General features: G+C 62.4%; 23 protein-coding genes. 16 read left to right on the forward strand and 7 right to left on the reverse strand.

Annotation, left to right across the window (positions count from 1 at the left end):
• Positions 1-526: 526 nt before the first annotated feature.
• Positions 527-1,570 (reverse strand): hypothetical protein, encoded by a 1,044-nt coding sequence (locus AAFG07_RS33460; RefSeq protein ID WP_342723959.1) that lies wholly within the window; start codon positions 1,568-1,570, stop codon positions 527-529.
• A 267-nt stretch (positions 1,571-1,837) separates the two neighbouring features.
• Here AAFG07_RS33460 and AAFG07_RS33465 point away from each other — a divergent pair, with 267 nt between their 5' ends.
• The 3 genes from AAFG07_RS33465 to AAFG07_RS33475 all read left to right on the forward strand — a co-directional run bounded on the left by AAFG07_RS33465 (position 1,838) and on the right by AAFG07_RS33475 (position 3,127).
• Positions 1,838-2,290 carry a hypothetical protein gene (locus AAFG07_RS33465; RefSeq protein ID WP_342723960.1) on the forward strand — a complete coding sequence of 151 codons (453 nt, stop codon included), beginning with the start codon at positions 1,838-1,840 and terminating at the stop codon, positions 2,288-2,290.
• Positions 2,280-2,429: a hypothetical protein gene (locus AAFG07_RS33470; protein WP_342723961.1), complete on the forward strand. Its 150-nt coding sequence runs from the start codon at positions 2,280-2,282 to the stop codon at positions 2,427-2,429. The genes AAFG07_RS33465 and AAFG07_RS33470 overlap by 11 nt, the downstream gene beginning before the upstream one ends.
• Positions 2,430-2,827: 398 nt before the next feature.
• Complete coding sequence (locus AAFG07_RS33475; protein ID WP_342723962.1) at positions 2,828-3,127, forward strand: hypothetical protein; 300 nt, start codon at positions 2,828-2,830, stop codon at positions 3,125-3,127.
• Between the two features lie 46 nt (positions 3,128-3,173).
• On the opposite strand, the gene AAFG07_RS33480 is transcribed toward AAFG07_RS33475, so the two are convergent.
• Both AAFG07_RS33480 and AAFG07_RS33485 read right to left on the reverse strand, forming a co-directional pair.
• Positions 3,174-4,094, reverse strand: a complete 921-nt coding sequence (locus tag AAFG07_RS33480; RefSeq protein WP_342723963.1) for a nucleotidyl transferase AbiEii/AbiGii toxin family protein — start codon at positions 4,092-4,094, stop codon at positions 3,174-3,176.
• Complete coding sequence (locus tag AAFG07_RS33485; protein WP_342723964.1) at positions 4,081-4,878, reverse strand: type IV toxin-antitoxin system AbiEi family antitoxin domain-containing protein; 798 nt, start codon at positions 4,876-4,878, stop codon at positions 4,081-4,083. Before AAFG07_RS33485 ends, AAFG07_RS33480 begins: the two co-directional genes overlap by 14 nt.
• Positions 4,879-5,485: 607 nt before the next feature.
• Between AAFG07_RS33485 and AAFG07_RS33490 the strand changes: the two genes are divergently transcribed.
• The 4 genes from AAFG07_RS33490 (at position 5,486) to AAFG07_RS33505 (ending at position 10,651) form a co-directional block, all read left to right on the forward strand.
• A complete protein-coding gene (locus AAFG07_RS33490) occupies positions 5,486-7,432 on the forward strand; it encodes an NEL-type E3 ubiquitin ligase domain-containing protein (RefSeq protein ID WP_342723965.1) in 1,947 nt (648 codons plus the stop codon).
• Between the two features lie 943 nt (positions 7,433-8,375).
• On the forward strand, positions 8,376-9,710 hold the full coding sequence (locus AAFG07_RS33495; RefSeq protein WP_342723966.1) for a HipA domain-containing protein: 1,335 nt from the start codon (positions 8,376-8,378) through the stop codon (positions 9,708-9,710).
• 5 nt (positions 9,711-9,715) lie between these two features.
• A complete protein-coding gene (locus AAFG07_RS33500; RefSeq protein WP_342723967.1) occupies positions 9,716-10,021 on the forward strand; it encodes a helix-turn-helix transcriptional regulator in 306 nt (101 codons plus the stop codon).
• A 222-nt stretch (positions 10,022-10,243) separates the two neighbouring features.
• Complete coding sequence (locus tag AAFG07_RS33505) at positions 10,244-10,651, forward strand: hypothetical protein (protein ID WP_342723968.1); 408 nt, start codon at positions 10,244-10,246, stop codon at positions 10,649-10,651.
• A gap of 351 nt (positions 10,652-11,002) precedes the next feature.
• On the opposite strand, the gene AAFG07_RS33510 is transcribed toward AAFG07_RS33505, so the two are convergent.
• The 3 genes from AAFG07_RS33510 to AAFG07_RS33520 are packed head-to-tail and all read right to left on the reverse strand — an operon-like array spanning position 11,003 to position 13,228.
• Positions 11,003-12,370, reverse strand: coding sequence for an exonuclease domain-containing protein (locus tag AAFG07_RS33510; protein ID WP_342723969.1), 1,368 nt, complete (start codon positions 12,368-12,370; stop codon positions 11,003-11,005).
• A gap of 13 nt (positions 12,371-12,383) precedes the next feature.
• A complete protein-coding gene (locus AAFG07_RS33515; RefSeq protein WP_342723970.1) occupies positions 12,384-12,899 on the reverse strand; it encodes an ImmA/IrrE family metallo-endopeptidase in 516 nt (171 codons plus the stop codon).
• Positions 12,896-13,228, reverse strand: a complete 333-nt coding sequence (locus tag AAFG07_RS33520) for a helix-turn-helix transcriptional regulator (protein ID WP_342723971.1) — start codon at positions 13,226-13,228, stop codon at positions 12,896-12,898. The genes AAFG07_RS33515 and AAFG07_RS33520 overlap by 4 nt, the downstream gene beginning before the upstream one ends.
• Positions 13,229-13,402: 174 nt before the next feature.
• On the opposite strand from AAFG07_RS33520, the gene AAFG07_RS33525 reads away from it, so the two are divergent.
• From AAFG07_RS33525 to AAFG07_RS33565, 9 genes are all read left to right on the forward strand, one after another.
• Positions 13,403-13,900, forward strand: a complete 498-nt coding sequence (locus AAFG07_RS33525) for a DUF2604 domain-containing protein (protein ID WP_342723972.1) — start codon at positions 13,403-13,405, stop codon at positions 13,898-13,900.
• Entirely contained in the window at positions 13,881-14,486 is a 606-nt protein-coding gene (locus tag AAFG07_RS33530) for a putative metal-binding protein (RefSeq protein WP_342723973.1), read from the forward strand. Before AAFG07_RS33525 ends, AAFG07_RS33530 begins: the two co-directional genes overlap by 20 nt.
• A complete protein-coding gene (locus AAFG07_RS33535) occupies positions 14,486-14,971 on the forward strand; it encodes a Mov34/MPN/PAD-1 family protein (protein ID WP_342723974.1) in 486 nt (161 codons plus the stop codon). The genes AAFG07_RS33530 and AAFG07_RS33535 overlap by 1 nt, the downstream gene beginning before the upstream one ends.
• Before the next feature lie 2 nt (positions 14,972-14,973).
• The gene (locus tag AAFG07_RS33540) at positions 14,974-16,500 is read left to right on the forward strand and encodes an E2 ligase fold family C protein (protein ID WP_342723975.1); all 1,527 of its coding nucleotides are present in this window, start codon (positions 14,974-14,976) and stop codon (positions 16,498-16,500) included.
• Between the two features lie 564 nt (positions 16,501-17,064).
• Positions 17,065-18,291 (forward strand): Wadjet anti-phage system protein JetA family protein, encoded by a 1,227-nt coding sequence (locus AAFG07_RS33545; protein WP_342723977.1) that lies wholly within the window; start codon positions 17,065-17,067, stop codon positions 18,289-18,291.
• Positions 18,288-18,995 carry a DUF4194 domain-containing protein gene (locus AAFG07_RS33550; RefSeq protein ID WP_342723979.1) on the forward strand — a complete coding sequence of 236 codons (708 nt, stop codon included), beginning with the start codon at positions 18,288-18,290 and terminating at the stop codon, positions 18,993-18,995. Before AAFG07_RS33545 ends, AAFG07_RS33550 begins: the two co-directional genes overlap by 4 nt.
• A complete protein-coding gene (locus AAFG07_RS33555; RefSeq protein WP_342723980.1) occupies positions 18,992-22,447 on the forward strand; it encodes an SbcC/MukB-like Walker B domain-containing protein in 3,456 nt (1,151 codons plus the stop codon). Before AAFG07_RS33550 ends, AAFG07_RS33555 begins: the two co-directional genes overlap by 4 nt.
• On the forward strand, positions 22,444-23,628 hold the full coding sequence (locus tag AAFG07_RS33560) for a Wadjet anti-phage system protein JetD domain-containing protein (protein WP_342723981.1): 1,185 nt from the start codon (positions 22,444-22,446) through the stop codon (positions 23,626-23,628). The genes AAFG07_RS33555 and AAFG07_RS33560 overlap by 4 nt, the downstream gene beginning before the upstream one ends.
• The gene (locus AAFG07_RS33565; protein WP_342723982.1) at positions 23,625-24,176 is read left to right on the forward strand and encodes a DNA-binding protein; all 552 of its coding nucleotides are present in this window, start codon (positions 23,625-23,627) and stop codon (positions 24,174-24,176) included. The genes AAFG07_RS33560 and AAFG07_RS33565 overlap by 4 nt, the downstream gene beginning before the upstream one ends.
• A 1,071-nt stretch (positions 24,177-25,247) precedes the next feature.
• Here AAFG07_RS33565 and AAFG07_RS33570 read toward each other — a convergent pair.
• On the reverse strand, positions 25,248-25,448 hold the full coding sequence (locus tag AAFG07_RS33570; RefSeq protein WP_342723983.1) for a hypothetical protein: 201 nt from the start codon (positions 25,446-25,448) through the stop codon (positions 25,248-25,250).
• Between the last annotated feature and the right edge of the window lie 535 nt (positions 25,449-25,983).

Genomic DNA, 25,983 nt, shown 5'->3' on the forward strand with positions numbered 1-25,983 from the left:
CGCAGATCGCTAATCAATGCGCGATCACGACTCCAAATCGGCCCTTGCGGGTGAGCTCGTGGCGAGCCCGGTCGGGTTGCCCTTACCAAGAGGTAGAAATGGGCGGCTGCATTCACGACTGAGCGCACGGCGCGAGACCCCTCAGGATGATCGACACGCCCAGGTGGCCGAGTTTGCTGCTCACCTCCGTGCGATCGAATCCGCCTAGATCCATTGATGAATTGGAGCACTCGGCCGGACCATCTCGCGATGGCCGACCGCGCAATCACGTCTCAACCTATTCGTCCAGCCCGCATTGACGAAAAGCTTCAGTTGCTCGGGTAAACACTTGAGCGTGCCAGCCAAGCGGGAATTTCGTCCGGGCTAATGGAGTACGGTCAGCAAGTAGCTCGCTATCTGTCCGCCAACACCCAGACCGATGAGGACTTGTTGTCCCTCGATGTCGACAATATTTTGGAAATGTAGGACAGCCGAAACCTCGACAGCGAGGCTTGCCAGCCACTGCGGGATCGGTCGTCGCATTGACTTACGGCGAATCGGGGGTGACCCTTGCTTTCTTGATGGGCCGAGCACTTTGCGGTGCGTCAGGCCGGTACGGATTCAGTTCGCTGGCGATCCGATAGTCATCCAGATTGCCGCCCAGAAACAAGACCTCGGTCTCCTCGGTCGGTAATCCCCTCACCCAATCTCGCAACTCCCGATCTCCGGGAGCATGCCCGTGCTCTAGAATGTCATTGATTTTTTTAGCCGGCCAAGCGGCAACACTCGGTACCATGTAGGTGTGCAACTCCTTAGCGTTCTCTGCAATTGCCTTCGCGCCATGCTCACTGTCGTCCCTTGAAACGAGCAGCTGTGAGGGGTCCTGGGACAACGACACAAAAGCACTATCTATGTCGCCTTGCGTGTGCATCGCAGCGAGGCGCGCCTTATCGATTTCGTCCTCTTTCTTTTCGTCCTCCTCTTCGTCCTCCCAGCGGAAAGCCTGAGAAACATGCGGGTTTTCGTGACAACGTAAATCCGCCAAGGAACGCGCATGCGCGATGGCACTAACGTCATCATCTAGGCGCGGCTTGCAATCGCTGGCCTCGTCCTGAAAGCGGTGTAGCTGCAGATACGACGATGCCAGCACGTTGTTGAAAACACTGCCGCTATCGACGCCGCCGGCGAAAGATCGGTTTGTTCTTGGCCATTGTGCTGATCGCTGCTCTGCTAGTCTGATCTCGTTCCTGAGCGCTTCAACGTTCGCTCCGCTCAGCGATGCGGCAAGTTCGGCGCGCCCCATAACAAAAGATGGGGCTGGGCACCGTTCGTTCTGCGGGATAGCCCGCGCTCTCAGATTGCCCTTCGTCATAGTCGACCGTGATCCAATCTCAGAATCCGTCGAAGCGGCAGCTGTTTGTTGGATTGGCCGCAGCTCACTTAGCTGCTGGTCAAAGTTCGCTTGATCCGCGGACGGGTGTGGCGGTGAGCTGGCTTGTGAGCTCAAGTCTCCCGGTTGTTGCTGCGCCTGCTGCAGGAGATCGTAAGATTCACTGGAGTCTTCTGCGGTGTTCCGTAGGTCGATATTCATTCTGCCGCCTCGAGCATTCCGTTTCGTATATCTTTCGAGAAGCCACGAGTCAGGGAAAGGAATGCCACCGATACTCACACTCTTTCAGACGCCTCCCCGCTGGGCTCTGGGGAAAGAACGCCCGAATCGCCTCCGAACGACTGGATACTGTGGTCGACTCGAAGAGCCAGAAAAACACAGAACATTTGGGAATGAAGCTGAAGCAAAAGGATTTGCGGGCGAGTCGCCGCCTTCTCGGCCAGCCGCGACGAAAGCACCTCCGGCGCAGTGTTCCAGGAAGAAGAGGTCGGCATCTGGATCAAGGCCGCCGACGATGAGGCCCAAAATCTCGTTCCTGCGGTTACCGTCCAAGGCGGACGCGAGCGCGGACTGATCCTCCACAAACTGATGGAAGAGATCCTGACCGGGGAAATCGATGACGCCGTACCGACCCTGGTCGCTCGCGCGAACGAGCTGATCGGGGAGCTCGGTCGTTCTCCCGTTGCTAATCCAGCGGAAGGTCTTTCGCCGGAAGAACTGGCAGGCTGCGTCGTTCGTACCTTGGTCCTGCCGGAGATCACGGCGTTACGGCCGGCCCTTGTGGCCGAGTTTCCCGTGTACGGCGCCCAAGGGGACAATGGCGAGGAGACGGTGACCGCCGGTATCGCGGACGCACTGACCTTCGCCGCCGATGGCCGCCCCGCCGTGGTGGTCGATTGGAAAAAGCGACGTGAATCCTGATCATAAGACGATCGAGCACTACCGCGCGCAGGTCCGCACCTACCTTGACATAACCGGCGCCGGGCGCGGACTCGTCGTGCTGATGAGCAGCGGCGTCGTGATTACCGTCGTGCCCTCGGACCGGATGATGGCGGCCTGACAGCTATACACAGGAGAACTCAGCAGTAAGCCAGCCGAAGTAAGCAGCGTGGATAGCCGACGTCACAGGTCTTCCTTAGCCGTCACAGGATTCGTACAGTGGCCAACGACCCCCAAGCCGTCCTTGTCGGTAGTATTGGAGGGCACCCGGTTGCGCCGAGTTCATCTTGACGGGGGACTCGGGCCGGATGGGTTGGCTTCGATAGCCGTCTCTTTCTGTCGACCGAGTTAGGCTTGGTACGGCCATCGGACAGAACGCCCTGAGCCTCATCGAAACGGTCGCGCCTTCCCGATGATCGCGCTCGAGTCCTCGCGGACGCGCTGGCGTTCCTATGCACGAGCTTCTCAATCGGAAATTTTTGAGAGAATGAGGTTCAACCCGGCGCGCATTTCAGCGAAATGGCCATCGAGAATCCCGAGCGCGACCAGATCAAGAACTCGATCACCGCTGCGATCGAGGGAATGCCGGCACCGCCGCCGAGCTCCGAACAAGGCGGCTCCGAACACGGCGAGGAAGACGAGCCGGAATCGGCATCGTCCGACTACCTGTATCTGAAGATGCGCGAAGGCGGCTGGCTGGTCGAGGAGTCCGACCGCTGGCTAATCCCCCTAACGATGCCCGATGGGTACCGTCGGCTGATGACGGTGCTGCGCGACCTAACGCTTTCAGCAGGGAGGCGAAGTCACCGCGGATACTGAGCGCCTTTTCTTTCTTTCCTCCAGTCGGTTTCATAGCGAGGCCGCTTCAGGCATTGCGCAAAACATGCTCGAGCTGCGCCACAAGCTTCGCCCTTTGCTCGGCAGGAAGCTTGTCCAGATTGATCTGCTTCCAGCGCACCGCCGGAAGGTCAGCCGCACCAGGGACGCCCAGCATGCTCCAATCGGGCTCGCCGCGCTTGAATCCTGTGAGAAAATCCCTGTGAGCTTGCGGCATTTTTCCCGCTATTTCGGCGATCAGCGTCTCCCGGGCTTCAAGCAACTCGTGCAGCGTTACCGCTTCCGCGGTCATGCCTTCGAAGCCATGCGTGAATTCGTGCTCGATGTCCTTGCGGCGAGGAACGATGACCTCGGAAATTGGCCTGTCATGGCTGATGAGGTAGACGATGAACGCCTTGCGGAGATCGTCCGTGATGCCCTCATTGGCAAGCAGATCGCGGACGTCGAAGATGTCCCGCGGATGCTGCCGGTCGAGCGCCGCGACGAGTTTTCCGGCGTAAAGATCGGCGAACGAAACGACTTTCATCTGTGCGAAGCCGAACGTTTCTTCGACGCTCGGCGACACGTCGCGCAGCTCCGGCTCAAAGACGCGGCCCCTGATCACGGGCGTAACCTCGATCTTGATCTGCGCGTCGCCTTTCTGGACGGTCAGCTTGGTCACGATCTTTTCACGGGCGTTGACGACTTCCGTCACCCGCGCGCCCGGCAATCCTTTCCTGATGGCTGCTGCCATGCGCTTCATCGCCGCATCGATCGCGGCAAGAGATTCGGGGCGCGGAGCCACTGGCAGATAGGTCAAGTCAATATCGACCGACAGGCGCGGCATGTCGCGATGGAAGAGATTGATGGCAGTGCCGCCCTTGAGCGCAAAGTGCGGCTCCGCCGCGACGAACGGGATCGTCTCGATCAACAAGGCCACCTGATGCCGATATTTTTCAGATAGGGGCATTGAGGTCGTGCGGGATGGTTATGAGATATTTGGTGTCGAGTTTGCCGCCCTTGACGAGCATGCGCTTTCCCGTGCCGAGATTGACTTTTGTCTTGTCGATCTGTTTGAGCCAGGAGTGCTGATGCCGTTCCGCGAACCAGAAGAATAGCCGTTTGACCTTGACGCTTTTGCAGTCGTTCAGAAGCGTTTGCAGCCGCCGGGGACTTAGGGTCCTCAAGCCTTCTGCCAGTGCATCGACCTGATGGAAGCTTTCGTAGCGCGGTAATTCGTCGAGCAGCTCAAGGAACGCACGTTCGGGTGTCGATACCGTGAGAGGCCAGTCGAATGTTCCCGGTATTTCCCGCGTCGTGCCCGACTTTGATCCGGGCTGGCTCGCGTGCGTTTTGAACAGGCTTTGCGCGCGATGAACGCGGAACCTCTGTTTGAGCGGGAGCTTGCCAAGCCAGCCGGGAGCAGGCCGCGTTCCGTATAGATGTACGGTCGAAGGACCCGTCTGACTCAAGTAGTGGCCGAGACCTAGCGCTTCGATGGCGGTACGTCCGCCGACAACGAGGTCGGAGCCGAGCAGTCGCTGGAGTGAAATGACAACGCTCTGCCAAGAGAGTTCGCCGAGTGGGCGCTTGAAGGTTCCTCGCGCCGGCTGAACGAGCCAGCCGGCCGAGACGTACTGGCTGCGCAGACTGGTGGAATATCCATGCCGTTCCATCCAGGCGGCATCGACCAGAAGTCCCTGCGGGAGAGTCCTTTCGAGCCTGTTTAGCTTTCTCTCAGTTTGCTCAGCCATACTAAGTAAAATAGTATTTTTTCAAACCAAACGCAAGGTTTTAAACTTGGCTATTTTACATAGTCAGACTAAGTAAAATTTACTGAACTTAAACCTCTCCCCCAAGCGGCCTTAAAATGAATTCAATCATTCACCGAGGATGTGCGGCAGAACCCTCGGGAGACACCTGAATGAGGTTGCCGCTCGGACTGCTCCAAAAATACGCGTCTCGCTTCGCGTTCCGGAGGATCATGATCATTTCGCTTCAGCATCACCCTCGCCTGTGGTTCGGCCCGTCAGCTTATCGACAGCTAGGCCTCATAGCGTCAGCACGTGACCTATCACACTGACGGGTCCTGCTTGATCTCTCCTCGATCTGGCGGCGGATAATGGAATGGATCCTTAATCGATCTCAAGTGAGTCAACGCCCCGGATTCCGTGCGGACGGACTGTGCCCGGCTGCAACTGCTCCGCGCGTGGATGGGATGGCGTGTTCGGCGGGCGGCAATCCGGTCCTTGATCGGCCTGCAACATCATTCATCGCTCATCACCCGTCCGCGCTGACGGCTATCGGCGTCGAAAAGCGCCGATCGGGTGCATTTCCCTGATTTGGCGAAAGAGGCAGTTAATGGACACAGGGCAGGCCCAGCGAGGCATCACCATTGCTCCCGAAGCTTCCGAGCGAGCCCATCGGCAAGGTTGCCTGTGCGGTCTCACCCGGGCAGCAACAGAGTGGGTCGGAGCATTGACCAGAGCGCGCGCCCCCGCCGCCGATCCTGCCGGCAATCCAACGAACGCTGCGGGCCCCGCCGCCAGAGAGCGGTCGCTGGACCAGCTCCTGGAGGGTTGGGCTGCCGAAGAGGGGCAGGGCGAACACGAAGACCGGCAAGAGGCAGTCAGACGAACGAGAGCTTTGCGGGACGCGGCAGCCAACGTGGATGTGCCGCCGTGGCTGGAGCTTTCATCGCTATCCTTGACCAGCTTGTCCGCCGCGTTCCCAGCCGGACTCCTGCGCCTGACCGTCGACGACAATCAGCTGACCAGCCTGCCAGCTCCCCTTCCCGCCGATCTGCGGCGACTCTCCGCCATCAGCAACCGGCTAACTAGCCTGCCCGCCGCCCTTCCGATCGGGCTCCAACGTCTAACTGTCGGCGACAATCAGCTGGGCAGTCTGCCCAATACTCTTCCGACAACGCTTCGGGAGCTCGACGCCAGCGGCAACCGGCTGACCGGCCTGCCCGACCTCCCGGCTGGGCTTCGGCGCCTGAACGTCGATGACAATCAGCTCGACAGTCTGCCCGATAACCTTCCGGCGACGCTTCGGGTGCTCAACGCTCGCGACAACCGGCTGACCAGTTTGCCCGACATCCTCCCGGCTGGGATCCGGCAGCTCGATGCCGGCCGTAATCGGCTGACCACGGTGCCCGAAACGCTCCCAGTCGGGCTCAATTGGCTCAACGTTGGCGGTAACGAGCTGACGAGCTTGCCTAACACCTTCCCCGCTGGGCTCGTAACTCTCTTCGCCGACCACAACGAGCTGACCAGCCTGCCTGAGACCTTGCTGACGCAGCTCGGCGCTGAGTGCACCATTGATCTGGACGAGAATCCGCTGCCCGAGCGGGTGCGGACCAATCTGGCGGCAGTCATCAATACTGCGGGCTATGCCGGCCCGCGGGTCTACTTCTCGATGGGCGAAGGAGCGGCGCACGGTCAGGCGCGGCCGCTGGCCGAGGCAGTCGGCGACTGGCTTACGGACGAGCCGGCAACGGTAGCCGCCTGGCAAGGCTTCGCCGATGAGCCGGGCGCCCAGCAATACTCACAATTCCTCGACCGGCTGCGAGGCACTGTGAGCTATGGCAATGCCGTGTTCCGGGAGACGGTGGCGGAGGATCTGGAGCAAACGGCGACCAGGCCGCAATTGCGCGAGCAATACTTTCAGCTGGCCATCGGAGCGAGTGCGAGCTGCGAGGATCGGATCACTTTGACCTGGAACGACATGCAGACCGCACGCCTGAACGCCGATGTGGAGGACGGGGCCTATGACGAGCGGCTCGACGAGCTCCTGCAGCAGGGCCGCGTCATGTTCCGCCTGGACGCGTTGGAAGGGATTGCGCGCGACAAGGTCAGCTCGCTCCGCTTCGTCGACGAGATCGAGGTCTATCTCGCCTATCAGGTCAAGCTGCGCGAGCCACTGCAGCTGTGGCACATCGCCCCGACCATGCGTTTTTTCGCCGTCTCCCACGTCACCGAGGACGACATTGCCGCCGCCGAGACGTCGGTGCGAAACCAGGAGGCGACGGGATTCGCCGACTATCTGGCAACCCGCTGGCAACCCTGGGAGACGGTGGTGAGCCGCATTGCGCCGCAGGCCCATGAAGCAATGAAGAACCGGCTCCTCGCTGCGATGGGCGGCGAGTTCGATAGCCGCCTGGCGCAAGGGCTTGCCGAGCGCGGCCTGACCGGCGACGAGGATGCCGAGCGGGAGCTCGGCGCTCAGATCAGCAAGGAAATCGCCCGCGAGATCAAGGGCGCGCTGATGCATCGCGTGCTCGCAGACCGCGGCCTCGCGCTGTGAAGCGCGCCGTTCAATCAGGAGACATTACTAAGTCTTGACCAGGCTCCGATCATTGGCCTGCTGGAACCTTAACGAACCGTGCCGCGCGCCGCCGCACCATGAGGCAAGGATTCTGCAACACAGAGCTTCATTGCTTTGTTGAGGCTGTTTTCATCGCATGTACGTCATGCGCGCGCCTTCCGGAGGCTCTAACCTGGTGGCAGCGCTTCAATATGAAGGAAGACACGCCGGTCCTCTGAGTCGAGCTTGATGAATCCCAAGCCACTCTCGACCCATCGACCCCGCTTCGTCACCGTTCCTGATAGCCTTGATTTCAACTTCCTCCCTATCGGAGCTCAAACCCTGGCGTATCACGCTTGCCATTTGCGTCCCCGGGGCCGCGGCTCGCCATGACCGAGTATCACCGCCGAGCGCCTGCGGCCGATGCGAGCGCCCATTGCCTTTGGTCGCATAGAGATCCCGTATTTTGTAGCGGACAGTGCCGACAAAGCAGGGAGCTGCACGTATGCCGTAGGCGCGACCGTCGCCGCAGTCATCCGGCTGATCGTCAAGACGAACAGCGCATCGATCACACGGGACGCACGCCGCGAAGAAGGTCGGCAAATAGGGGGATCGTGGCGCGCCCAAATGCCGGCTTTTTCGGACGATCGATGGGCCAAGACCCCCTCACCGGTCGACACCCACCAATCTCGCAAACCGTTGGATCTCGCCCGCAGTGACAGGACCACGTCGTCCACCCACGACCCGGGGACGCGCCCTTAGGATCAGCCTCGATCCGCGGGACCTTTGGGATGAAAAGGTCGGGAGCAAATCCAACTTTTCGATTTTTTACCAAACCACTTAGATGGCTTAATAAAGATGGACGTCAGGCTATTCAACCCATCATAGGGGGTTGAATAATGGATAATTCAGAAATATAAACCCATCAAAGTGGGTGCATAAAATGAACCTGACTATCCAAGCTTTCTTCGATGGAGAGTGGCACGACGCCGCCGTCGTAGAGATCGAAAAGCCCGAGCTGGGGCATAAGGGATCTTCGAAGACGAGCTACGAACTCGAGTACTTCGCGGAGCATGCCGCCATCGCTTTGGCGGACGGAAAGACCCTGCGGGATCTGCGCGCGTATTCAATCGCTGCACCGGTCGATCTCGACGACCGATACGCCGACACTTGGCCGGCATTCATTCTGGATTTCATCCCGCAAGGGCGGCAAGCCAGACGAATCGCAGAGTTCATGCAACTCGATCCGAATGCCGCCTCGACCGAAATCGAACTACTCAAAAGGTCCGCCGGCGCCCCCGTTGGAAATCTTCGCGTCAAGGAGGCTCATCTTCTGGAGGTCGAGCGGGTCGCCAAGATGACGCCCGTCGGCGTGACCATGGAAGACATCCTGAGCCGCGACGCGACCTTCCTCGAAGTCGCGGATCACTTCTCGATGCTGGCGTCCGGATCGTCGGGTCTTCAAGGAGATTGGCCGAAGGTCGCGCTCACTCAGTCGAAGGATGGTCTTTGGTATCCTGCTCCGATGGTGGAAGATCAGGACGCGCGCGCCCATGTCATCACCAAGCTCCTGCGGAGCACCGAACCCACCGACAAGCGCATCCTCGAGGCCGAAGCCGGCTATCTGAAGGTCGCCAAGGATTTCGGCCTGAACGTCGAAGGCGAAAACACCTACGGCGACGCAGTGCTGGTCATTCCCCGCTTCGATCGCCTAGTCACCGACCAAGGACTGGTACGCTATGGCCAGGAAAGCCTCATATCGGCGCTCGGCGTAGCCGAGTTCGGCGCGCGAGCCCGGCATGAGACCTACATCAAGCTCATTCAAGATGTTTCGGCGGATCCCTTCGAGGATACGGTCGAATACATACTGCGGGACATCCTCAACCTTGCGATGGGAAATCCGGACAATCACGGCCGGAATACCGCGCTCAGGAAGTTCCCGGACGGACGCGTCCGGCTGTCTCCGCTGTTCGACTTCTGCCCCATGAAGATCGACGCGGCCGCGATCCCCAGATCCACGACTTGGGAATGCATGAGGATGAAGAACCGGGACACGAACCCCGATTGGCGCGAAGTCTGCGAGGTCGTAGCCGCTCCGAGCGTTCCCGCCGGACGCTTGATGGAGCGTCTGGCGGCGAAGGAGAGCCTGCTGCGTGCCCTCCCCGATCTCGCAACTCAGCACAAGGTACCGGAGTCGGTCGTGAAGAACGCAATCGTCAGAAACGTCGAAATGGCGGATGGCGTCGCAAAGTTGCGCAGCCTTCCCGCCCAGGGGTGATCGATATGCCCCGATGGCGTAAACCCACCAAAGAGGAAATCCGCGATCGTCGCGCGGCGGTCTCGGCGAAAGCGCGGGCGGGAGAGTTGCGGCTTCCCCACGCGGTCGCGGAGATGCGGCATGCCCTCGGACTATCGCAACCTGAGTTCGCGAAGCTTTTCAAGATGACGACGCGTCAAGTCGCCGAGATCGAGCGCGGCGTGGCGAATCCGACCTCCGAGACGCTTCAGAAGATCGGGCGCGCGTTCGGCTTCCAGATCGGCTTCGTGCCGATCACGTCTTCCAGGCCTGCGCGGAACGCGCAAGCATGATCGCTCTCGGCCCGGAGGGCCGAGCTTCCCCCGTGCGAGAGCGGGCAGCCGGCCTGATCCCGTTCCTGCGGCGACCGGCAGCAGCAGCACCGCCACCATCATGGAGGTGTCGGAACGCGATGATTGCGGCGATCATCGCGGTCCATCACGGGTCTTGCTTGCGTGATAGATCGCCCAGGCTACAACGCACGATATGCACAGAAGGATTCGGGCCAACGATGGATGCTTTTCAAGAGTGCCTTCAACATCGCCGCCGAGCGCGCGGCAAAATACGCACGACCGATAGGGTATCGCCTTCGCGTTTCGCCTGAGCGGTGCAACAAGCCCGAAGACGCGCTGATCAAGGGGTACTATGACGATTTGCGAACGAAGGGACCTCCATTCGCGGTCGACACGTCGGACAAGTATGCACCCTTGACGGCCGAGCAGTTCAGGGAAACGCTTTACGAACTGAAGCCAAAGAAGAAGTCGTCTCCGATGGCGCAATTCGCTGATCTATTCCTTTGGCCAATGTGCGTCGGCGGATATCACGCGAGCAATCGACCGTTCCAGCGTTTGATGGAGGACGGGAAACTGATTGAGTGCAGAATGGCGTCGGAAGAGTGGCCTATGCTCGCGACGAAGTATTAGTGTTTCGAGGGCATCAAACGTAGGCCCTGAACCACAAACGCCCAAGCATTTCTGCTCGGGCGGAAGGGCGGCCACACGCGATGACCTCGTAGGCTAAGCCTACTATTAGGATGGATTCCAACGCTTGATAGTCAACCGGGAAATTTTCACTTCTCAGCAGAACGTTTTAGCGAATTGCTAAATCGGGCCGATATTGCGTCCCTCGAGACCGGGCCGACGCGACATTTGGATCGCGCCACCAGCGAAGCCGGCGGCTTACCTGGCGTGGAAGGAGGCTATCCAACTGATCGGCCCGGCATCCCGCCTCGCGCATGTGCGTCCAAGCGTTTGCGTTCGCCACTGCGGATACGCCTATCGAAGGTCGTAAAACGGCTTCTTGAAGGCGTCGGTCAGCCCTGCTTTGATCGATTCGAGCTCGGACAGTGCGGCGGCGATCGTCATCCAGGGCGGAGAAGCATACGTCCCGTCTCCATGCCGGCGTGCAGCGATATCGTGCGCAATAGCGCGCCGCTCCGCCTCTTCGAGCAGATGCGGGCTCTCGAAGTAGATCAGTCGCCGCCCTAGGCGTTTCAGGCGCACATCTTGGAAGCGATGGACCAGGTCCGACCTCGCCTCCCACGGGAGGCCGTGAAATCGCCGGCACAACTCGGCGTCGGCGTCGGAAAAGAAGGCGCCGCCGTAGATCTGCTCCTCGACGTGATTGGAGGACGCATAGGTCGGCTCGAGGGTTGCCGCCGCCCGGGTGAGGGCAGCCATGAATTCGGGATCGCCGCGAACCGACGATGCTCGTCGCGCGCACTCGTCTTCGGTCAGATCGAGAAAGCGGTCGGCGTCGATGTCCCATAACGGGTATAGCAGGGGCGAGGCATTGACCTTCAGCCGCCGAACCGGCCGGGGCTCCTCTGTCATGCGGGCGGCAAGTTCGCCGTCGTCGAGCTTGCGCAAAGCGTCGATGTCGCTTGCGAGGTCGAGGCAATAATGCGCGTTCGCGTCGCGGGGGCTGATGCCGACCCTCGTGAGGAAATGCATGACCTGCGGGCGCCCGAAGTAGTCGAAATACGCGAATGCGTCCTCGTCGCGGACGAAGTCGATCACCGCCGCTTTCGAGGAGAAGCGCAGGAATGTCGACCAGAGATCGGGCGCGCCGGCGCGCACCAGTCTGCAAAGTCCGAGCATGGTATCGACATCGGCCGCCGCGTCGTGGACTTTGTGCGACACGATGCCGTTCGCCGCAGCGACGGCACCAAGACGATGAGTGGGACGCCCGTCGGACTCGAGGCCGGCATGCACCACGGAAGGATAAAGAGTCGTTGCGGCCCGCATCAGGTTGAGGACGTCGGCGCGGGCATTGCCGTTCGTATTGGTCAGGAAGATTGGATGCAGGCAGTGATAGAACGCCTGCCGCAGAAATTCCTCATCGAATCGGATCGAATTGTATCCGAGGAACGTCGCGGGGCACCACGAAGCGAGCGCATCGACGACCTCGCACATCATGGAATAGTGCGACTGCCTCGAGGGGCTGCTGGCCTCGGCGAGCGTATGGCCGGTGACGAGCAACGCCTGCGGCGACGGAACGACATGGGGCATGAGACGCGACTTCGTCTCCAGTCGGTGGGTCTCATTGAGATCGACGTCGGTTCTGACAGCGGCGAATTGGAGTATCTGGTCGAAGCGCCTGTTCAACCCGGACGTTTCGAGATCGTAGAGGATGAAGGCCACGTTGGACGTCCGCCTACGGCCTTGCGAGCCTGAGCTGGATTGCGGCGAGACTGACGCGGAAGCGCTTCGCTATGCTGATGAGATAGTCGTCGTCCTGGATGTCGCGGGACGATTCTGCCAGCACCTGTCGGACGAGCCGCTCCGGCATCAGAAGTTCGGAAGCGAATGCGTTCGCCTGAATTTCGAGAGGATCGATGCCTTCCGCCGAAACAGAGTCGCGCGGGAGGAAATTCCTGCCCTTATCGACCAGAACCGTCGCTTCAAGCTTCGACCGATGCAACACCACGTGAGCCAATTCGTGCGCGATCGTGAAGCGCTGTCGGTTCGGATGATGGTTCGAATTGACTCCGATGACCGGCTTGCCGTCCCGGATGAACGCCATCCCCGACAATTCGTCGTCGAAAGGCGTGTATTCCACGCGAGCTCCCAGAGCCTTCACAAGCTTCTCCACCGGAACCGGCGGTGCCTTCAGTCCGAGTTTGTTGACCAGGGAACGCGCTTGCGCTCTCGCCTCTTCCAGTTCGCTCATTTTCGGCCACCGCCCGTCCGTCTGACGTACTGCTCGATCTGCGCCCGCTGCGCCTCACTCACGTCGCTGCCCTCGATCATAAGCGGACCGCTCGACTGCTCGAACGAAAAATTGCTCGGGACGAGGTCGGTGATCGACTCAGCCTTTAAGGCCGAGGCCAACCGATAGATCTGGTGAAGCATGATCTTCTGGCGTCCCCGCTCGATGTTCGCCAGCGAAGCTCTCGTGAGACCGATCTGATCGGCGACCTCCGACTGTTTGAGCCGAAGCTTCTTCCGCCTCGCCGCCAGGCCGGCACCGACGATCCTGTAGATCTCCAAATCAGCCATGACGCGAGAGAATCGCAATTCGATTCCCGCGTCAATCCTGCAAACATATTTGTGCTTAATACAAACATTGCCAATATTTAATGTTATCGACATAAATCTTTTGTCGAAATCCCGCTAGGCTGGTGGCTTGGTTCGGGTGCCGATTCCGGAGCGCCCGCGGAAACGGAGTCGATCATGCACGATCACGGAAATAAGGGCGCCGACCGGCTGGACCGTGAGGCAAAGGAACTCGAACGGGAAGCCGGGCGGTTGGAAGAGACCGCTCACTCGATCGAGGAACACGCCCATGATCTCGAGCGGCGAGCTCGCGAACTTGAAGAAGAAGCCCGTCGCGAGCGGGACCACGGGAACGACGACCACGGCAACGACGACCATGGTCACGACCAGGGCGGCGACCACGATCACGGTCACCACGTGAAGATCACGATGGTGGTCAACGGTCAGCCGGTCACGATCAAGGCCACCGAGCAGGAGAAACTCTCCGAGGTCCGGCAGCGCGCCCTGACCGAAACCCAGAACCTGGCCCAGCCGCCGGAGAACTGGGAAATCAAGAACGAGGCCGGCACGGTGCTGGACCCCGACAAGCGCGTCGGCCACTATCACTTCGGCAAGGAGGTTACGCTCTTCCTCAGCCTGAAGGCGGGAGCCGCTGGTGCTGCCGCAGGTCGTTGATCCGGCGGTCTCGCGAGCCAAGTTCGATCGCGAGATCGCGGCATACCGGGAGATGGAAGCCACCTATCGCAAGCGCGGGTGGCTCCTTCTCGACGTCAGTTTTCCCGAGGTCTGCATCGCATTCGCGGTGCCAAAACTGCGTCCCTTCCCGATCGTCGCAGCTGTCGTGATCGACTTCACCGATTACGACCTGCGGCCATTGTCGGTCCGCTTCGTGAACCCCTTCACCCGCGAGGCATTGGTCGCGCGCGACCTCAACTTCTCCATGCCGCGGCGTCAGAGCATGCCGCCCGAAATGTTTGAGGCGATGCTCCAGCAAGGCACCCTTCCGGTCACCAACATCGTGCAGGCCAATGGTCTCGACGACCATCCCTTCATCTGCCTGCCGGGCGTCCGCGAATATCACGACAACCCTGCCCATACCGGTGATTCATGGCTTCTGCACCGAGCTTCTGGCGAAGGCTCCTTGGCCTTCATCCTCGACAAGATCTGGACCTACGGCGTGGAGCCACTGTCGATGTTCCAAATCCAGGTGCAGGCGACCACGCTCCCGCTGGCGGCGAATCCGCAGGCGTTCCGGGAATGATGCGGCTTTCCGACGTCCGTTTGGTCCGGGTACCTCAGAACTGCGCCAGCGCCGTCCACGCCCACTTGCGCAAGGTCGGACGCGACGGCTTCGAGGGTCTCGGCCTCTGGGCCGGCCGGCAGAGCGGCGACGTGTTCACTGTGGAAGAGGCCGTCATCCCGGCCCAGAAACACATCCGCACCGAAGACGGGGTTTGCGTCATCACCGAGGCCCAGGAGCTGCATCGGTTGAACGTCTGGCTCTACCGCAAGAAGCTCTCGCTGATCGCGCAGATCCACAGTCATCCGGGCCGGGCTTACCACTCCAGCACCGACGACCAATACGCTGTCGCGACGACGGTGGGCTGCTTCTCGCTGGTGATGCCCGATTTCGCGACCGGCCCGTTCGCGATCAACCGCCTCGCCTCGTACCGGCTGGATGCTTCCGGCGCCTGGCGGAGCATTTCCGCGTCGCAAGCCGCCCGCATGATCACGATCGTGGAGTAGCCATGGCCTTTGCCAACTTCTTCGACAGGAGCGCCGCGGCCGCCTCGCAGGTTCTCGCGAACTTCCACCTGGAAGATTTCAAGGACCGGCTGTCGGCGCACCGTGTCGCGCTGTCCTTCGACGATGCCGCCGTCAAGTCCCCGGAAGGCCGCGCCACTCTCGACTTGTCGGTACGACTGCTCGCCCGGCTCTATCCGGTGCTGGCCATCCATCCGGTCGGCTCCGCGGCCGCCGAACACGCGGCCCGGCTGCGGGACTTGGCCCTCAGCATCAACGACCGGATCGAGCTGCAAGACGCACTTGTTGGCACCGATATCGTCGTCGCCGTCGGCAACACCAAAGTGGTCGCCGAATTCGCCGCCATCTATATTGGCTCCGATGGGTGGCGCGCGCTGCTGTCGCGGCAGGGCCCAGTACAGTCCGGATTGACGACGAATCCATTCGGTGCCGGTGCAGCCGCGTGTTTCGGCGCCGCCAACGTCTTCAGAAGAATCTTCGCCGGCCAGCTTCCACGCGGCGATCTCGACGACAGGATCGACCTGTCGTTGTCGACCTACCTTCAGGAATCCACGGCCGCATCGCCGCTGCCGGAGAGCTGCGATCTCGGAGACGCCTATCTCGTGGGACTGGGCGCGATCGGCAACGGCGCCGTCTGGGCATTGTCGCGCGTTCCAGCTCTCGCTGGCATCCTTCATCTCGTCGATCACGAGAACGCCGACCTTTCGAACCTGCAGCGCTACGTCATGGCCACGCAACACGATGTCGGTCGCCGGAAGGTCCGGCTCGCCCGCGCGTTGTTCGAGCAGGGCACGCTCAAGGTGAGAGCGCATCCGCAGCGATGGAGCGACTATGTCAACGGTCGCCGCAAGCGCGCCTTCGAACGGGTCGCGGTGGCGCTCGACACCGCCGAGGATCGCATCTCGCTCCAGGCCTCGCTGCCAAAATGGACCGTGAACGCCTGGACACAGGACGTCGATCTGGGCGTCTCCCGGCATGGCTTCGCAGACGACGGCGCATGCCTCGCCTGTCTCTACTTGCCGACGGGCGCCGTGAAGAACGAACACGAACGAGTGGCTGAGGAACTGAGGATCCCCGATGCGCACCAGGAAATCCGGACACTGCTGCAGACGCATCAGCCGGTGTCCGAGGCCTTCGTCCGGCGCGTCGCCACCGCATTCGGCGTCCCCTTCGAAGCGCTCCAGGTGTTCGTCGGCCAGCCGGTACAGACCTTCTACCGGAATGCCATCTGCGGCGGCCTGATGGTCGGCCTGACCGGCAGCTGCCACGCGGGCACGGCCGTCGTGCCCATGGTGTTCCAGTCGGCGCTCGCGGGGATCATGCTTGCGGCCGATCTGGTCAAGCACGCGGCCGGCATGCCGCCCGCCTCGACCACGACGACACGGATCAATCTGCTGCGACCGCTCGCGCCGGTCCTGGGGGACCCGCGCGCCAAGGATACGAGCGGCCGCTGCATCTGCTGCGATCGCGACTTCCTCGATGCCTACAGGCGGAAATACCGCCTGACATAGATCTGGATGCCTATCCGAGGGGCAGCGCGAGATTTCGACGCCGACGACTCGCCTTCACGCGATGGGCGAGTCCGGCGACCGGACGGGGAGCGATGCCTTCGAGGGGATGGCCGGACCCGTCTGCAAGGTTGACTGGTCACGGAATTGCTACCATTGGTCGGAGATGGACAGTCGCTGTCACGTCATGAAAAGGGCTTCCCGCTCGCGTCCGCGAACCGGTTTTCTCGCAAGCCACACCTCTGTCGTGTCTCGCGGACGTCGCATGCCGCCTCAATCGCCCGGGGCGGCCATGAACGGAGCTATCCAAGACATTTACGGTATCTGGTGCGGGTCGGACGGCCTTGCGACGTCAGGCGATGGCCTCGCTCGTCCGGTCGAGGGGTCGGCATGAGCGATCTGTTCGGTTGCGTGCCGCCCGAAGCCTTCAGGATCTTCACCGGCCGTCACGCCTTGGCGGCGGAAGCGGCGCTTCTGCGGCTATGTGCCACCCATTTCGGCGAAATGGCCATCGAGAATCCCGAACGCGATCAGGTCAAGAACTCGATTGCCGCCGCGATCGAGGGAATGCCGGCACCGCCGCCGAACTCCGAACAAGGCTGCTCCGAACAAGGCGAGGAAGACGAGCCGGAATCGGCGTCGTCCGACTATTTGTATCTGAAGATGCGCGAAGGCGGCTGGCTGGTCGAGGAGTCGGACCGCTGGCTGATCCGGGTAACGATGCCCGATGGCTACCGCCGGCTGATGACGGTGCTGCGCGACCTGAAGGAAAACGTCGCCAAGAGCTTCACGGGACTGGTCTCGCAGGTCTCTTCCCTGATCGGCGCGGCCGCCGATGACCCGACGATGCACGCCACCAACATCGATGCCGCGTGGCAGACAGCCGTCGGATTCCGGCGCCATATGGCCGGCATTGATGCGGCGCTTTTGTCCGTGGTGCGTCGGCTCAACTCCGCCGACGGCATGGATGATTCGGTCGACGTGTTCTTCGCCGAATTCGTCGGCAATATCCTGATCCGCGACTGGACCAAGATCCTGTCCCAAAACAACCCGTGGCGGTCCCGCCACCACGTCACCCGCGCCGTCCGCGATATCCTCGGCTCGGCGGCGGCCATGGAGAAGGCGATGGCCGCCTATGTCGAGGCCGGTCATGCGGCGACCAAAGGCGAAGCCGAGGCGCTGATCCGCAGACGGCTTTCCGAGATCTCGACCTCGTTCGACGACATCGAACGCCTGCGCGTCCGCATCGATGAGGGCCAGGTCGGCATCGAAAGCCGCATCCGCGACATCCTCAGATTCATCGGCCGCAATCCGGCGACCATCCGCGAACGCGTCGAGTCCTGCCTCGAGGAATTGGCGCTGCTCGAGGATCACGTGGAGCTTCCCTGCGTTCTGCCGCTGCTCAACTGCCTCGAGCCGGTGGGCGAATCCCGCTTTCCCGAGGCCAGGGAGCCCTTGCCCCCTCCGGAGCCGCGCGTCCTGCGGCGGCCGCCTGAAGATCCCTACAGGAAGCGCTTCATCCAGGATTGCCGCGCGTTCGATTTCGCCTCCGAGCCGACCGCCGGACATGCGCTCGCCTACCTGGGTTCGACGGGCGACGGCGACGCGGTCGCTCTCGCGCCCGGCAACGCAAAGGACTGGTTCACCTGGCGATACATCGCCCTGCTCGCGCTCACCGGCCGCGGCCGACGAATCAAGGGTTGGCTTCTAGCGCCCGCGGAGGGCGTCGCCGCGTGCAAATACGGCGAACTGCCCAACTTCACGGCCACCAGAATCACGGAGCCCCCGCGATGAACGCTCTGTCGGGATTGCAGGAATACGAGGAGGTCCTCGCCAGAACGCGCTATCCAAAGGTCGCCGTCCAGCGCGCTTTCCGCACACTGATGCAGCGGCAATTCATCTTCGGCAACGACTTCGGCTCCAAGGACGTCTACGAGTTGCTCAACGACGATCAGGTCCGCCCCTTCGCCGAGCGATTGTTCGACGTCTTCGGATGGCGGCTTCAGTTCAATACCTCGGGCAACATCAAGATGGTCTGTCTGATGCCGCCGATCGCCGAGGCTCCCGATACGCCGCGCGACAAGCGGCTCGCCCACCAGGCGCCGCCGCTGCGCGTCGATGAGGCCATTGCCATCCTTTTGCTGCGGGCGTTCTACGACAATGCCATCCAGACCACCGGCCTCGTGAACGGTAACGCCGAATGGCATACCGACGGCCTCTACGACCTCTGGAAGGAAAAGACCAGGAAGGATCCGCCCGGCAAAGTCAGGATGCTCGACATCCTGCGGTTCCTGAAGAACCACGGGATTATCCAGGTGTCGCTGCCGCCGACTTTCCACGAGGGAATGCCCTTCACCGTCAGGCCATCGATCAGCCTGGTGGCAGTGTCCGAGCCGCTTGAGGCACTGAAGCGCTATGCCAGGGAAGCGCGGAGCGAATCCGCCGCGTCCGATGTCGGCGGCGAAGGCAGCTCCGGCCAAGAAAAGGCCGACGCATGAGCCGGCAGGAACTCCAAACACCGCAGATCGTCCGTCTGTCCTTGATCGACTTCTACCTGATCGAACGGGAAGACATCGAGCTTTCCGGCAACACCGTCTTCCTCGGTCCGAACCGCAGCGGCAAGAGTTCGTGCGTCGATGCGATCCAGACCGGACTGACCGGCGGCGCGGGCGATCTCGTCGTCTACAACGCCGCGGCGGTGCGGCAGAACCGGCCGGACGCCCACAGATCGCTGCAGGAATACTGTCTCGGCGTCGTCCGGCACGACGAGAACGAGAAGGCCAAGGTGGTTCGCAAGAGCTCCCAGACCTGGATCGGCCTGTCGTTTCGCCCCCGCGAGGGCGCGGAGGTCGCCGGTGTCGTGCACATCGTGGCGCACGAACACCGCGAACGGCCCAACACACGCTTCATGGTCGTGACCGGCGGCGGCGTGACGACCGCGGATCTCGTCTTCATGGCCGAAGACGGCGAGATGGCGAAGGGGTTCGACCAGGCGGTCGACGGCCTGCGGGCAAGTGGCCGAAAGGTCGAGGAATGCGACAGCGCGTCTGACTACTCCACCTATCTTCTCAACCTGCTCACCTACGGTTCGTGGCATGCGGACGCCAGTTCCTATTACAGGGCGGTGAAGCGCGCGCTGGTGTTCCAGCCGGTCGGCGACATCACGGCCTTCATGCGCGCCCATGTCCTCGAGACCGATTTCATCGACATCGGACGGATGCGCGAACGCCTGGCGTTCTATCGCGAGATCGTGCGTACCATCGGGAGCATCAACAAGCAGATCGATTCGCTCGGAACCGTGGTCGATTACTATTCGAAGGCCGCCGAGGACGATCGCGAGGCCCGCGGTCGCGTGGCGGCGGCGACCGAGGCGGCCGTCGGCCAGCGCCAATCCGAGATCGGCGCCATCGAGGAAAAGCTGGTCAACCTGCGGACGCAGGCCGAGGCAGCCGACGAAGCCGAGATGAAGGCGGACGATCGCAAGGAAGAGGCCGGCCGGCGCGTCGACGAGGCGCGCAATTCTGGCGGCGCCGCTGCACTCGAAACGCGAATCCGGGATGCTGAACGTGACCTCTCCGGCGAGGAGACGAGGTTGCGTGACGTCCGAAAGGAGCTCAAACGCCGCGCTGAGGCGATCGATGCGATCCGCACCGCCGTGGGCTACATGAGGGACGCCGATAGCCGCAACGTCCGCAGGATCGCGGACGCCGGAGCCGACTTCCGCCGGGCGCAGGACGACGTAGAAATCCAATCCATGGCTTCCGACGCCGACGCGCTGCAGCGCGCCGTAGAGGCGGTGGGAGCCGAAGCCGTGCGGGAGCTCACGCGTGCTCACAACGCCGCGGCAGCCCGCGAGGAGCGGATCTCGAAGACGCGCGACGATCTTGCGCGCAGAGCGCGCTCGGAGGCCATCGACCAAGCGTTGCTGCGACCCGAGGCGGAAGCTCTGCGCGACGCCCTGGCGGCCAACAAAATCGTCGCGACGGCGCTTTGCGATCTGATCGACATCAGGGAAGGCAAGGAGGAATGGCGGAACGCGGTCGAATCCGTGCTAGGTAACGCCCGCGAGGCCATGATCCTGAAGGACGGCAACGAATACATCGATGCCGTCCGGGTGCAACGGCGCTCAACCCGCAGCGACGGGGTCGAGATCGTCAAGCCATCGGTCCTGACGGTCGGCGCGCAGCCGCCGGCCTCCGACTCGCTGGCCGCCGTCGTCGAAGCCGAAAGCGCCACCGCCGCCGCCTACGTCAACGCGGTGTTGGGGCGCATCAAGCGGGTAAGAACCGAAGCAGACATCGAGCGCGAGCCCAACGCCGTGACAAGTGACCTCATGCGCGCGACTCGCTTTTCCTCCTACAAGATGCGACCGCAGCGCTATCTGCTGGTCGGACGGCGCGGCCGCGCCCAGGCGGCCGCGAACGCCGCGGCGGACCTTCAGCGCCTGCATGGCGAGCTACAGGAAGCAGTAACCGAGAGGAAGGTCTTCGAAGCTGCCAAGGACGCCTATCGGACGCTGATCGGACAGGCCGGGAGTTCCCTGAAGACCCTGGGTTCGGTCGTGGACGATCTGCGGCGGGCGAAGACCGCCGTGGACGGCAGCCGCCAGGAGTTGCAGAAGCTTCGCGGGCAGCGTGATCCCCAAAAAGAGCAGCAAATCCGCGAGCTCGAGGCGGAGCGGAAGAAGCGCGATGAAGAATGGTCGCTCGCACGTGAGGCGGCAAGAAAAGCACACGACGCGGTCACGCGCGCGGAGGCGGAGATCGATGTGGCACGACAGCAGTTCGCCGCCGCCGAACTCGATCGCCAGGCAAAGGCCCTCCGCGAACACGACGCTGCCCACGAGGTGCGCCGGCGCGTCCTCGGCATACTGACCGAGGCCAAGGACTTCTGGCGCGAACACAAGCAGACGCTCGAAACTGCAGAGACCCGCGCCGAGGAGAGCCGCGCCGGGATCGCGCGTGGTCACGAATCGTGGGCGAAACACGCGGCGGACTTCCCGGAGGTGGCAATGCCGGTGCTGAGCGGGGAGGCATGGCGCGAGCGGCTTGGCGAAACGCGGGCGATGCGCGACCTCCTGCAGAACTCGACGCTGCTGGACAAGACTGCCGAGGCCGAGGAAGCGGGCCGCCAGCTCTCGGACGCATTCCGCAACGAGTTCGTCAGCCTGCTGGTGCACGCCTTCTCGAAGATCCGCGACACGCGCGACGACCTCAATCGCGAGATGGAGCAGCACGAGTTCTACGGCGAGAAATACCTGTTCAGGATGAACCCGGTCGAGAAGTTCAGGGCGATCATCGATCTGGTCGAACGTGCGACGGAGGATCCGAACTGGGCGATGCCCTCACTGCACGCGCTCGAGGTCGACACCGAGCAGGCCCGCGCCGTCCGCTCCATCGCCGACATGATCGAAAGCGACGATCAGAGCGCGCTCAACGATCTGCGCGATCCGAAGGCGTACTGGACCTTCGACGTGCTGGTCAAGGACGCCGGCACCGGCGACGTCGTTTCGACGCTGCGCCAGCGCATGAAGAAGGGGTCGATCGGAGAGGGCGTCGTTCCGCAGTATATCGCCATGGCGGCCGCGGTGTCGTCCAAATCGTCTTCGCCCGACCGCAGGAACGGATCGCTCGGCGTCATCCTGCTCGACGACGCACTCGACGGACTGGACACCGAGCACACGGTGAAGATGCTCAAGTTCATGAGCGGCACCAATCTGCAGATCGTCGCCGCGGCGCCCGACACGAAATCCCGCGTACTGGCGCACGCGATGGAGACGTTCATCAACGTCGCCCGCGACGGAGAGGACATCCACATCGTTCCGGAGAAAGTGTCCGACGCGCTGCGGGACGACCTCGCCGAGGAGGATCCGCGGGTCAAGGGCTACGAATCGTACCGCGAACGCGCCCTCGCCTCCGATGAGACCGACGCGCTGGAGGCCGCGCAATGACAATCTCCGGCGGTGAGGCCGCGCGCAGGGCTCTCATCAGGCTGCTCGAATCCGCCGACCGCAATGTGACGGCGACCCGCACGCTGTCGGTCGCCGCAACAGCGCCGAAGGATCCCTCGCCCGCCGTGCAGCGGGCATGGCGGGAAAGGCTCGAGGGTTCCGAACGTGCCGGCGCGGTCGCGCTTGTCCGCGCAAGCGGTAATCGGCGCGACGTCATCGAGCGCGTGCGGCTGCTCGATGCCGACCGCCTGGCGCGCGACCTCGGCATCACCCGCGCCGGAACGCTCGCCGCCGCCGCGGTGGCGGCGGCGCGGGACGCCGCCGCGGGCCGGGATGGGCTCGACGGAGCCATCGAGGATGCCGCCGACAAATGGACCAAGGGAGCCGAGTGGTATCGCCTGCCGGCCGAGGCCGAGCTGGTGCGCAGCGTCTTCGCCACCGCCGCCGGCCTGCTCGACGTCGCGTTCGGGACGCATTTCCGCGTCGCCTCCGCGCGGACCTCCGGGTCGTCGAAATTCCTTGAGCGACACGGTGCGGCGGTCGGCGCCATCCTGCGCCGCGCGCTGGCCCTGCCGGACGACACGCGGCAGGACGAGATCTGGGAGATGTTGGGCCTTGTCAGGTTCGGCCATCCCGTCTGTCTGCGTGCCCCGGTGCGTTTTGCCGACGCAGCGGGAACCGCGGTAAGCGGCTTCGCCCTGCCCTGGAGCGCAGTCAATCCCGACCTGGTGGCGAGCTGCGCGCCGTGCGGGGATGAGCCCGCGTTCATCATGACGGTGGAGAACTGGACAAGCTTCAACGGCCAGTGCCGCGACGTCGAACGGGGCGCGGTGGTCTACACGCACGGCTTCCCGCCACCGCCGGTCCGCATGCTGGTTGGCCAAATGGCGGCGTTCTGGCCGGACGCCCCGTTCTACCACTGGGGCGACGTCGATGCGGGGGGACTCCTGATCGCCGATTCGATCCGCGAGGCGGCCGGCCGGCCCGTCAATCTGCACCTCATGACGGCGTCATTGGCCGAGCAACACGGAGCGCGACGAAAACCGCTGGCGCGGGTGGCACCCCTGGCTGCGAGGAACGACGATTTCGGCGAGCTTGCCCGCTATCTTTCGGGCGACTCCTGTCGCACCTTCGAGCAGGAGATGTTGCGGCCAGTGGACCCATTGGAGATGGCTCAGTGAGTAGACAGTTCACTGACGGGGAGATCGTCGCGGCGATCAGGGCGATCGCCGCCGAAGGGAGGCCGCTGTCGCGCGCCACGGTGCGCAAGCGCCTCGGCGGCGGCGGCTCGACCCGGATTTCCGCGATCCTGAAGGAGTATGCCGCCGGCGCTCACGGTCCAGGTGCTCGGTCCGGACCGAACGGTCCAGTCCGGTCCGGAGCGGCCGGTCCGGCCTCCGCTGCAGCGGAGGGCAAGGCCGTGCGAGCCTCGGCGGATGTCCCCCCGCCGGCGGTGGCGGCGCCGGCCGCGACCTCAGCCCCGTCGGACGGACGCGAGAGCGAGGGCGGCATCGCCCAACTGCAGAGCGAGATACGGGTTCTAAAAATCCTCCTCGAGTCGGAACGCAACGCCCGCCGCGAGGACGAGGCCAGGCACGCCCGGACGATCGAGGCCCTGCAACGCGAGATCGAGATCGCCAGCGGTGGCTGGACGGACCGGGACGCCAGCGGTGCCCGGCCTTCGCGGACGCCCGGCGCGCCGGAACCGCGCTCCAGGACCAGGCCCTGATGGCCGCCGCCGACCGGTTTGGTCCGCCGGTGCGAAGGGTATTGAGGCCCGGCCGCAGACGATTTCGGGCGGAACGAAGGGTCCGGCGCTTGACGGTCCAATAGTTGAAACAGATCACGCCCGGCCTGCCGCGGCGTAGTTGGTATCGCCCGTGTCTGCCTGAAATGCACCGAAGAACTCGCCAAGGTGGGCCTGTCGTTCCATTGCAACGGGGCTTGGTTCGCGCGCCCGTGTCGGTACCCGACTTTGATCCGGGCTGGCTTGCTGTGTTTTGCACAGGCTTTGCGCGCGGTGAACACGGAATTTCTGTTTGAGCTGGAGTTTGCCAGGCCAACCGGGAGCAGGCCGCGTTCCGTATGGACGTACGGTCGAAGGACCCGTCTGGCTCGCCGAGGCCTTGCGCTTCGGTGGCGGTACGTCCGCCGACAACGAGGTCAGAGCCGAGCAGTCGCTTGAGTGAAATGACAACGCTCTGCCAAGAGAATTCGCTGAGTGGGCGCTTGAAAGTTCCCCGCGTCGGCTGAACGAGTCAGCCGGCCGATACGTGTATTGGTACTGGCCGAAAGTGGTCACTCGCCAGAACAAGACAGGCCACTGATTTAGAATCGAAAGGGGCCGCTCACGCGCGGCCCCTTGCCGGTTTAGTCTGAAAATTTGTTCGGGATGAAAAGCTAGCCCCGGCAAGAGTTAGATTAGAATTTTCAACAACCAAGTTGGATTCCGGGAAAATACGGTGTTTCGTCATCGGAACGCGGCGGCCCCACTCGCAGATGCAAAATAGGCCGGTGATAATTCCGGCGCATCCCTAAACCATTCAATCGAATCCTGTCGCTTCAGTTGTTAGGCGAAAAACGAATTCGCGAAAATCGCAAAAAAGAGGCCGCCAAGAGGCGGCCGGAGAGGTTCAAAATGCAGCCGAAGATCAAAGAGCGTATCTGCCCGGCCTGACCTGCAATGGAACGGGCTTCCCGCCGGTTGAGCAGCCTGTTCGGCCGGGCCACAAAATCTATCCGATCAAATGCAAGACCTGCGACGGCAAGGGCAAGATCGCAGAAGACAACTGAGGCGGCCTTATTTCGGCGGCTGAAGCTCGGAGGATCGCAGCCACTCGCTCATGTGCGCGCCGGTCTCAGCCTGTCGGGCCTTCTTCAAAATGACTTCCCGATCAGGCCCAGGTGCGAGCACGTCAGCCTGTAGCCGAAGCCGCTGTGCCTCGTCAGCCAGACGTTCTTCCAATGACTGCGTTTGCTTGAAACGACGACGCTGTTGCATGGCACTGCTCCCTGCTTGTTTGGGCGGGAGCGCAACCGGGCGTTCTCGTCACCGATAGTAGCCACGAGCGGGGGTGATGGGGATATTTAAGCATCACTAATGCCTTAATGGGCCTAGAACATTTACTATACCGTCTCAGTAGTCCTACCGAGAACACCGGCTAAGCCTTGGTTGCCGCTCGCTTAAAGCAAATCAGGCCACTGCAAAAATTTCAGTTTAGGCCACTAGGGATAAAACAGGCCAGCCCCCAGCCGTACCGCCTTGGCGGAAGCGCGCGACCAGTTCAGCGCACTCGCACTCCGGATGATCCGCAATTGCGCCGTTCAGCAGCACGCGCCGCCTCCCGGCCCAATCGTAGACATGTAGGCAGTTTTTCCCATAATGGGCGTGTACTATTCATAGACGCGAGCTTTTCGCGCACACGCCACGCGTTTCTTGGCCTCTTTTTCCGACGACGTATTCAACGCAACCGTGAACAACCTGGCGGGAGCACACGCGCTCCAATTTCCCGGAACGTATCCGGCGATACGCGTTT

The sequence above is a fragment of the Bradyrhizobium sp. B097 genome, assembly GCF_038957035.1.
Taxonomy (GTDB): domain Bacteria; phylum Pseudomonadota; class Alphaproteobacteria; order Rhizobiales; family Xanthobacteraceae; genus Bradyrhizobium.

Bases quoted from the DNA above. Each gene is read 5' to 3' on its own strand.
- AAFG07_RS33460 (WP_342723959.1), bottom strand. From the start codon at position 1,570: ATGAATATCGACCTACGGAACACCGCAGAAGACTCCAGTGAATCTTAC.
- AAFG07_RS33475 (WP_342723962.1), top strand. From the start codon at position 2,828: ATGGCCATCGAGAATCCCGAGCGCGACCAGATCAAGAACTCGATCACC.
- AAFG07_RS33480 (WP_342723963.1), bottom strand. From the start codon at position 4,094: ATGCCCCTATCTGAAAAATATCGGCATCAGGTGGCCTTGTTGATCGAG.
- AAFG07_RS33485 (WP_342723964.1), bottom strand. From the start codon at position 4,878: ATGGCTGAGCAAACTGAGAGAAAGCTAAACAGGCTCGAAAGGACTCTC.
- AAFG07_RS33490 (WP_342723965.1), top strand. From the start codon at position 5,486: ATGGACACAGGGCAGGCCCAGCGAGGCATCACCATTGCTCCCGAAGCT.
- AAFG07_RS33495 (WP_342723966.1), top strand. From the start codon at position 8,376: ATGAACCTGACTATCCAAGCTTTCTTCGATGGAGAGTGGCACGACGCC.
- AAFG07_RS33500 (WP_342723967.1), top strand. From the start codon at position 9,716: ATGCCCCGATGGCGTAAACCCACCAAAGAGGAAATCCGCGATCGTCGC.
- AAFG07_RS33505 (WP_342723968.1), top strand. From the start codon at position 10,244: ATGCTTTTCAAGAGTGCCTTCAACATCGCCGCCGAGCGCGCGGCAAAA.
- AAFG07_RS33515 (WP_342723970.1), bottom strand. From the start codon at position 12,899: ATGAGCGAACTGGAAGAGGCGAGAGCGCAAGCGCGTTCCCTGGTCAAC.
- AAFG07_RS33520 (WP_342723971.1), bottom strand. From the start codon at position 13,228: ATGGCTGATTTGGAGATCTACAGGATCGTCGGTGCCGGCCTGGCGGCG.
- AAFG07_RS33525 (WP_342723972.1), top strand. From the start codon at position 13,403: ATGCACGATCACGGAAATAAGGGCGCCGACCGGCTGGACCGTGAGGCA.
- AAFG07_RS33535 (WP_342723974.1), top strand. From the start codon at position 14,486: ATGCGGCTTTCCGACGTCCGTTTGGTCCGGGTACCTCAGAACTGCGCC.
- AAFG07_RS33540 (WP_342723975.1), top strand. From the start codon at position 14,974: ATGGCCTTTGCCAACTTCTTCGACAGGAGCGCCGCGGCCGCCTCGCAG.
- AAFG07_RS33545 (WP_342723977.1), top strand. From the start codon at position 17,065: ATGCCGGCACCGCCGCCGAACTCCGAACAAGGCTGCTCCGAACAAGGC.
- AAFG07_RS33550 (WP_342723979.1), top strand. From the start codon at position 18,288: ATGAACGCTCTGTCGGGATTGCAGGAATACGAGGAGGTCCTCGCCAGA.
- AAFG07_RS33555 (WP_342723980.1), top strand. From the start codon at position 18,992: ATGAGCCGGCAGGAACTCCAAACACCGCAGATCGTCCGTCTGTCCTTG.
- AAFG07_RS33560 (WP_342723981.1), top strand. From the start codon at position 22,444: ATGACAATCTCCGGCGGTGAGGCCGCGCGCAGGGCTCTCATCAGGCTG.
- AAFG07_RS33570 (WP_342723983.1), bottom strand. From the start codon at position 25,448: ATGCAACAGCGTCGTCGTTTCAAGCAAACGCAGTCATTGGAAGAACGT.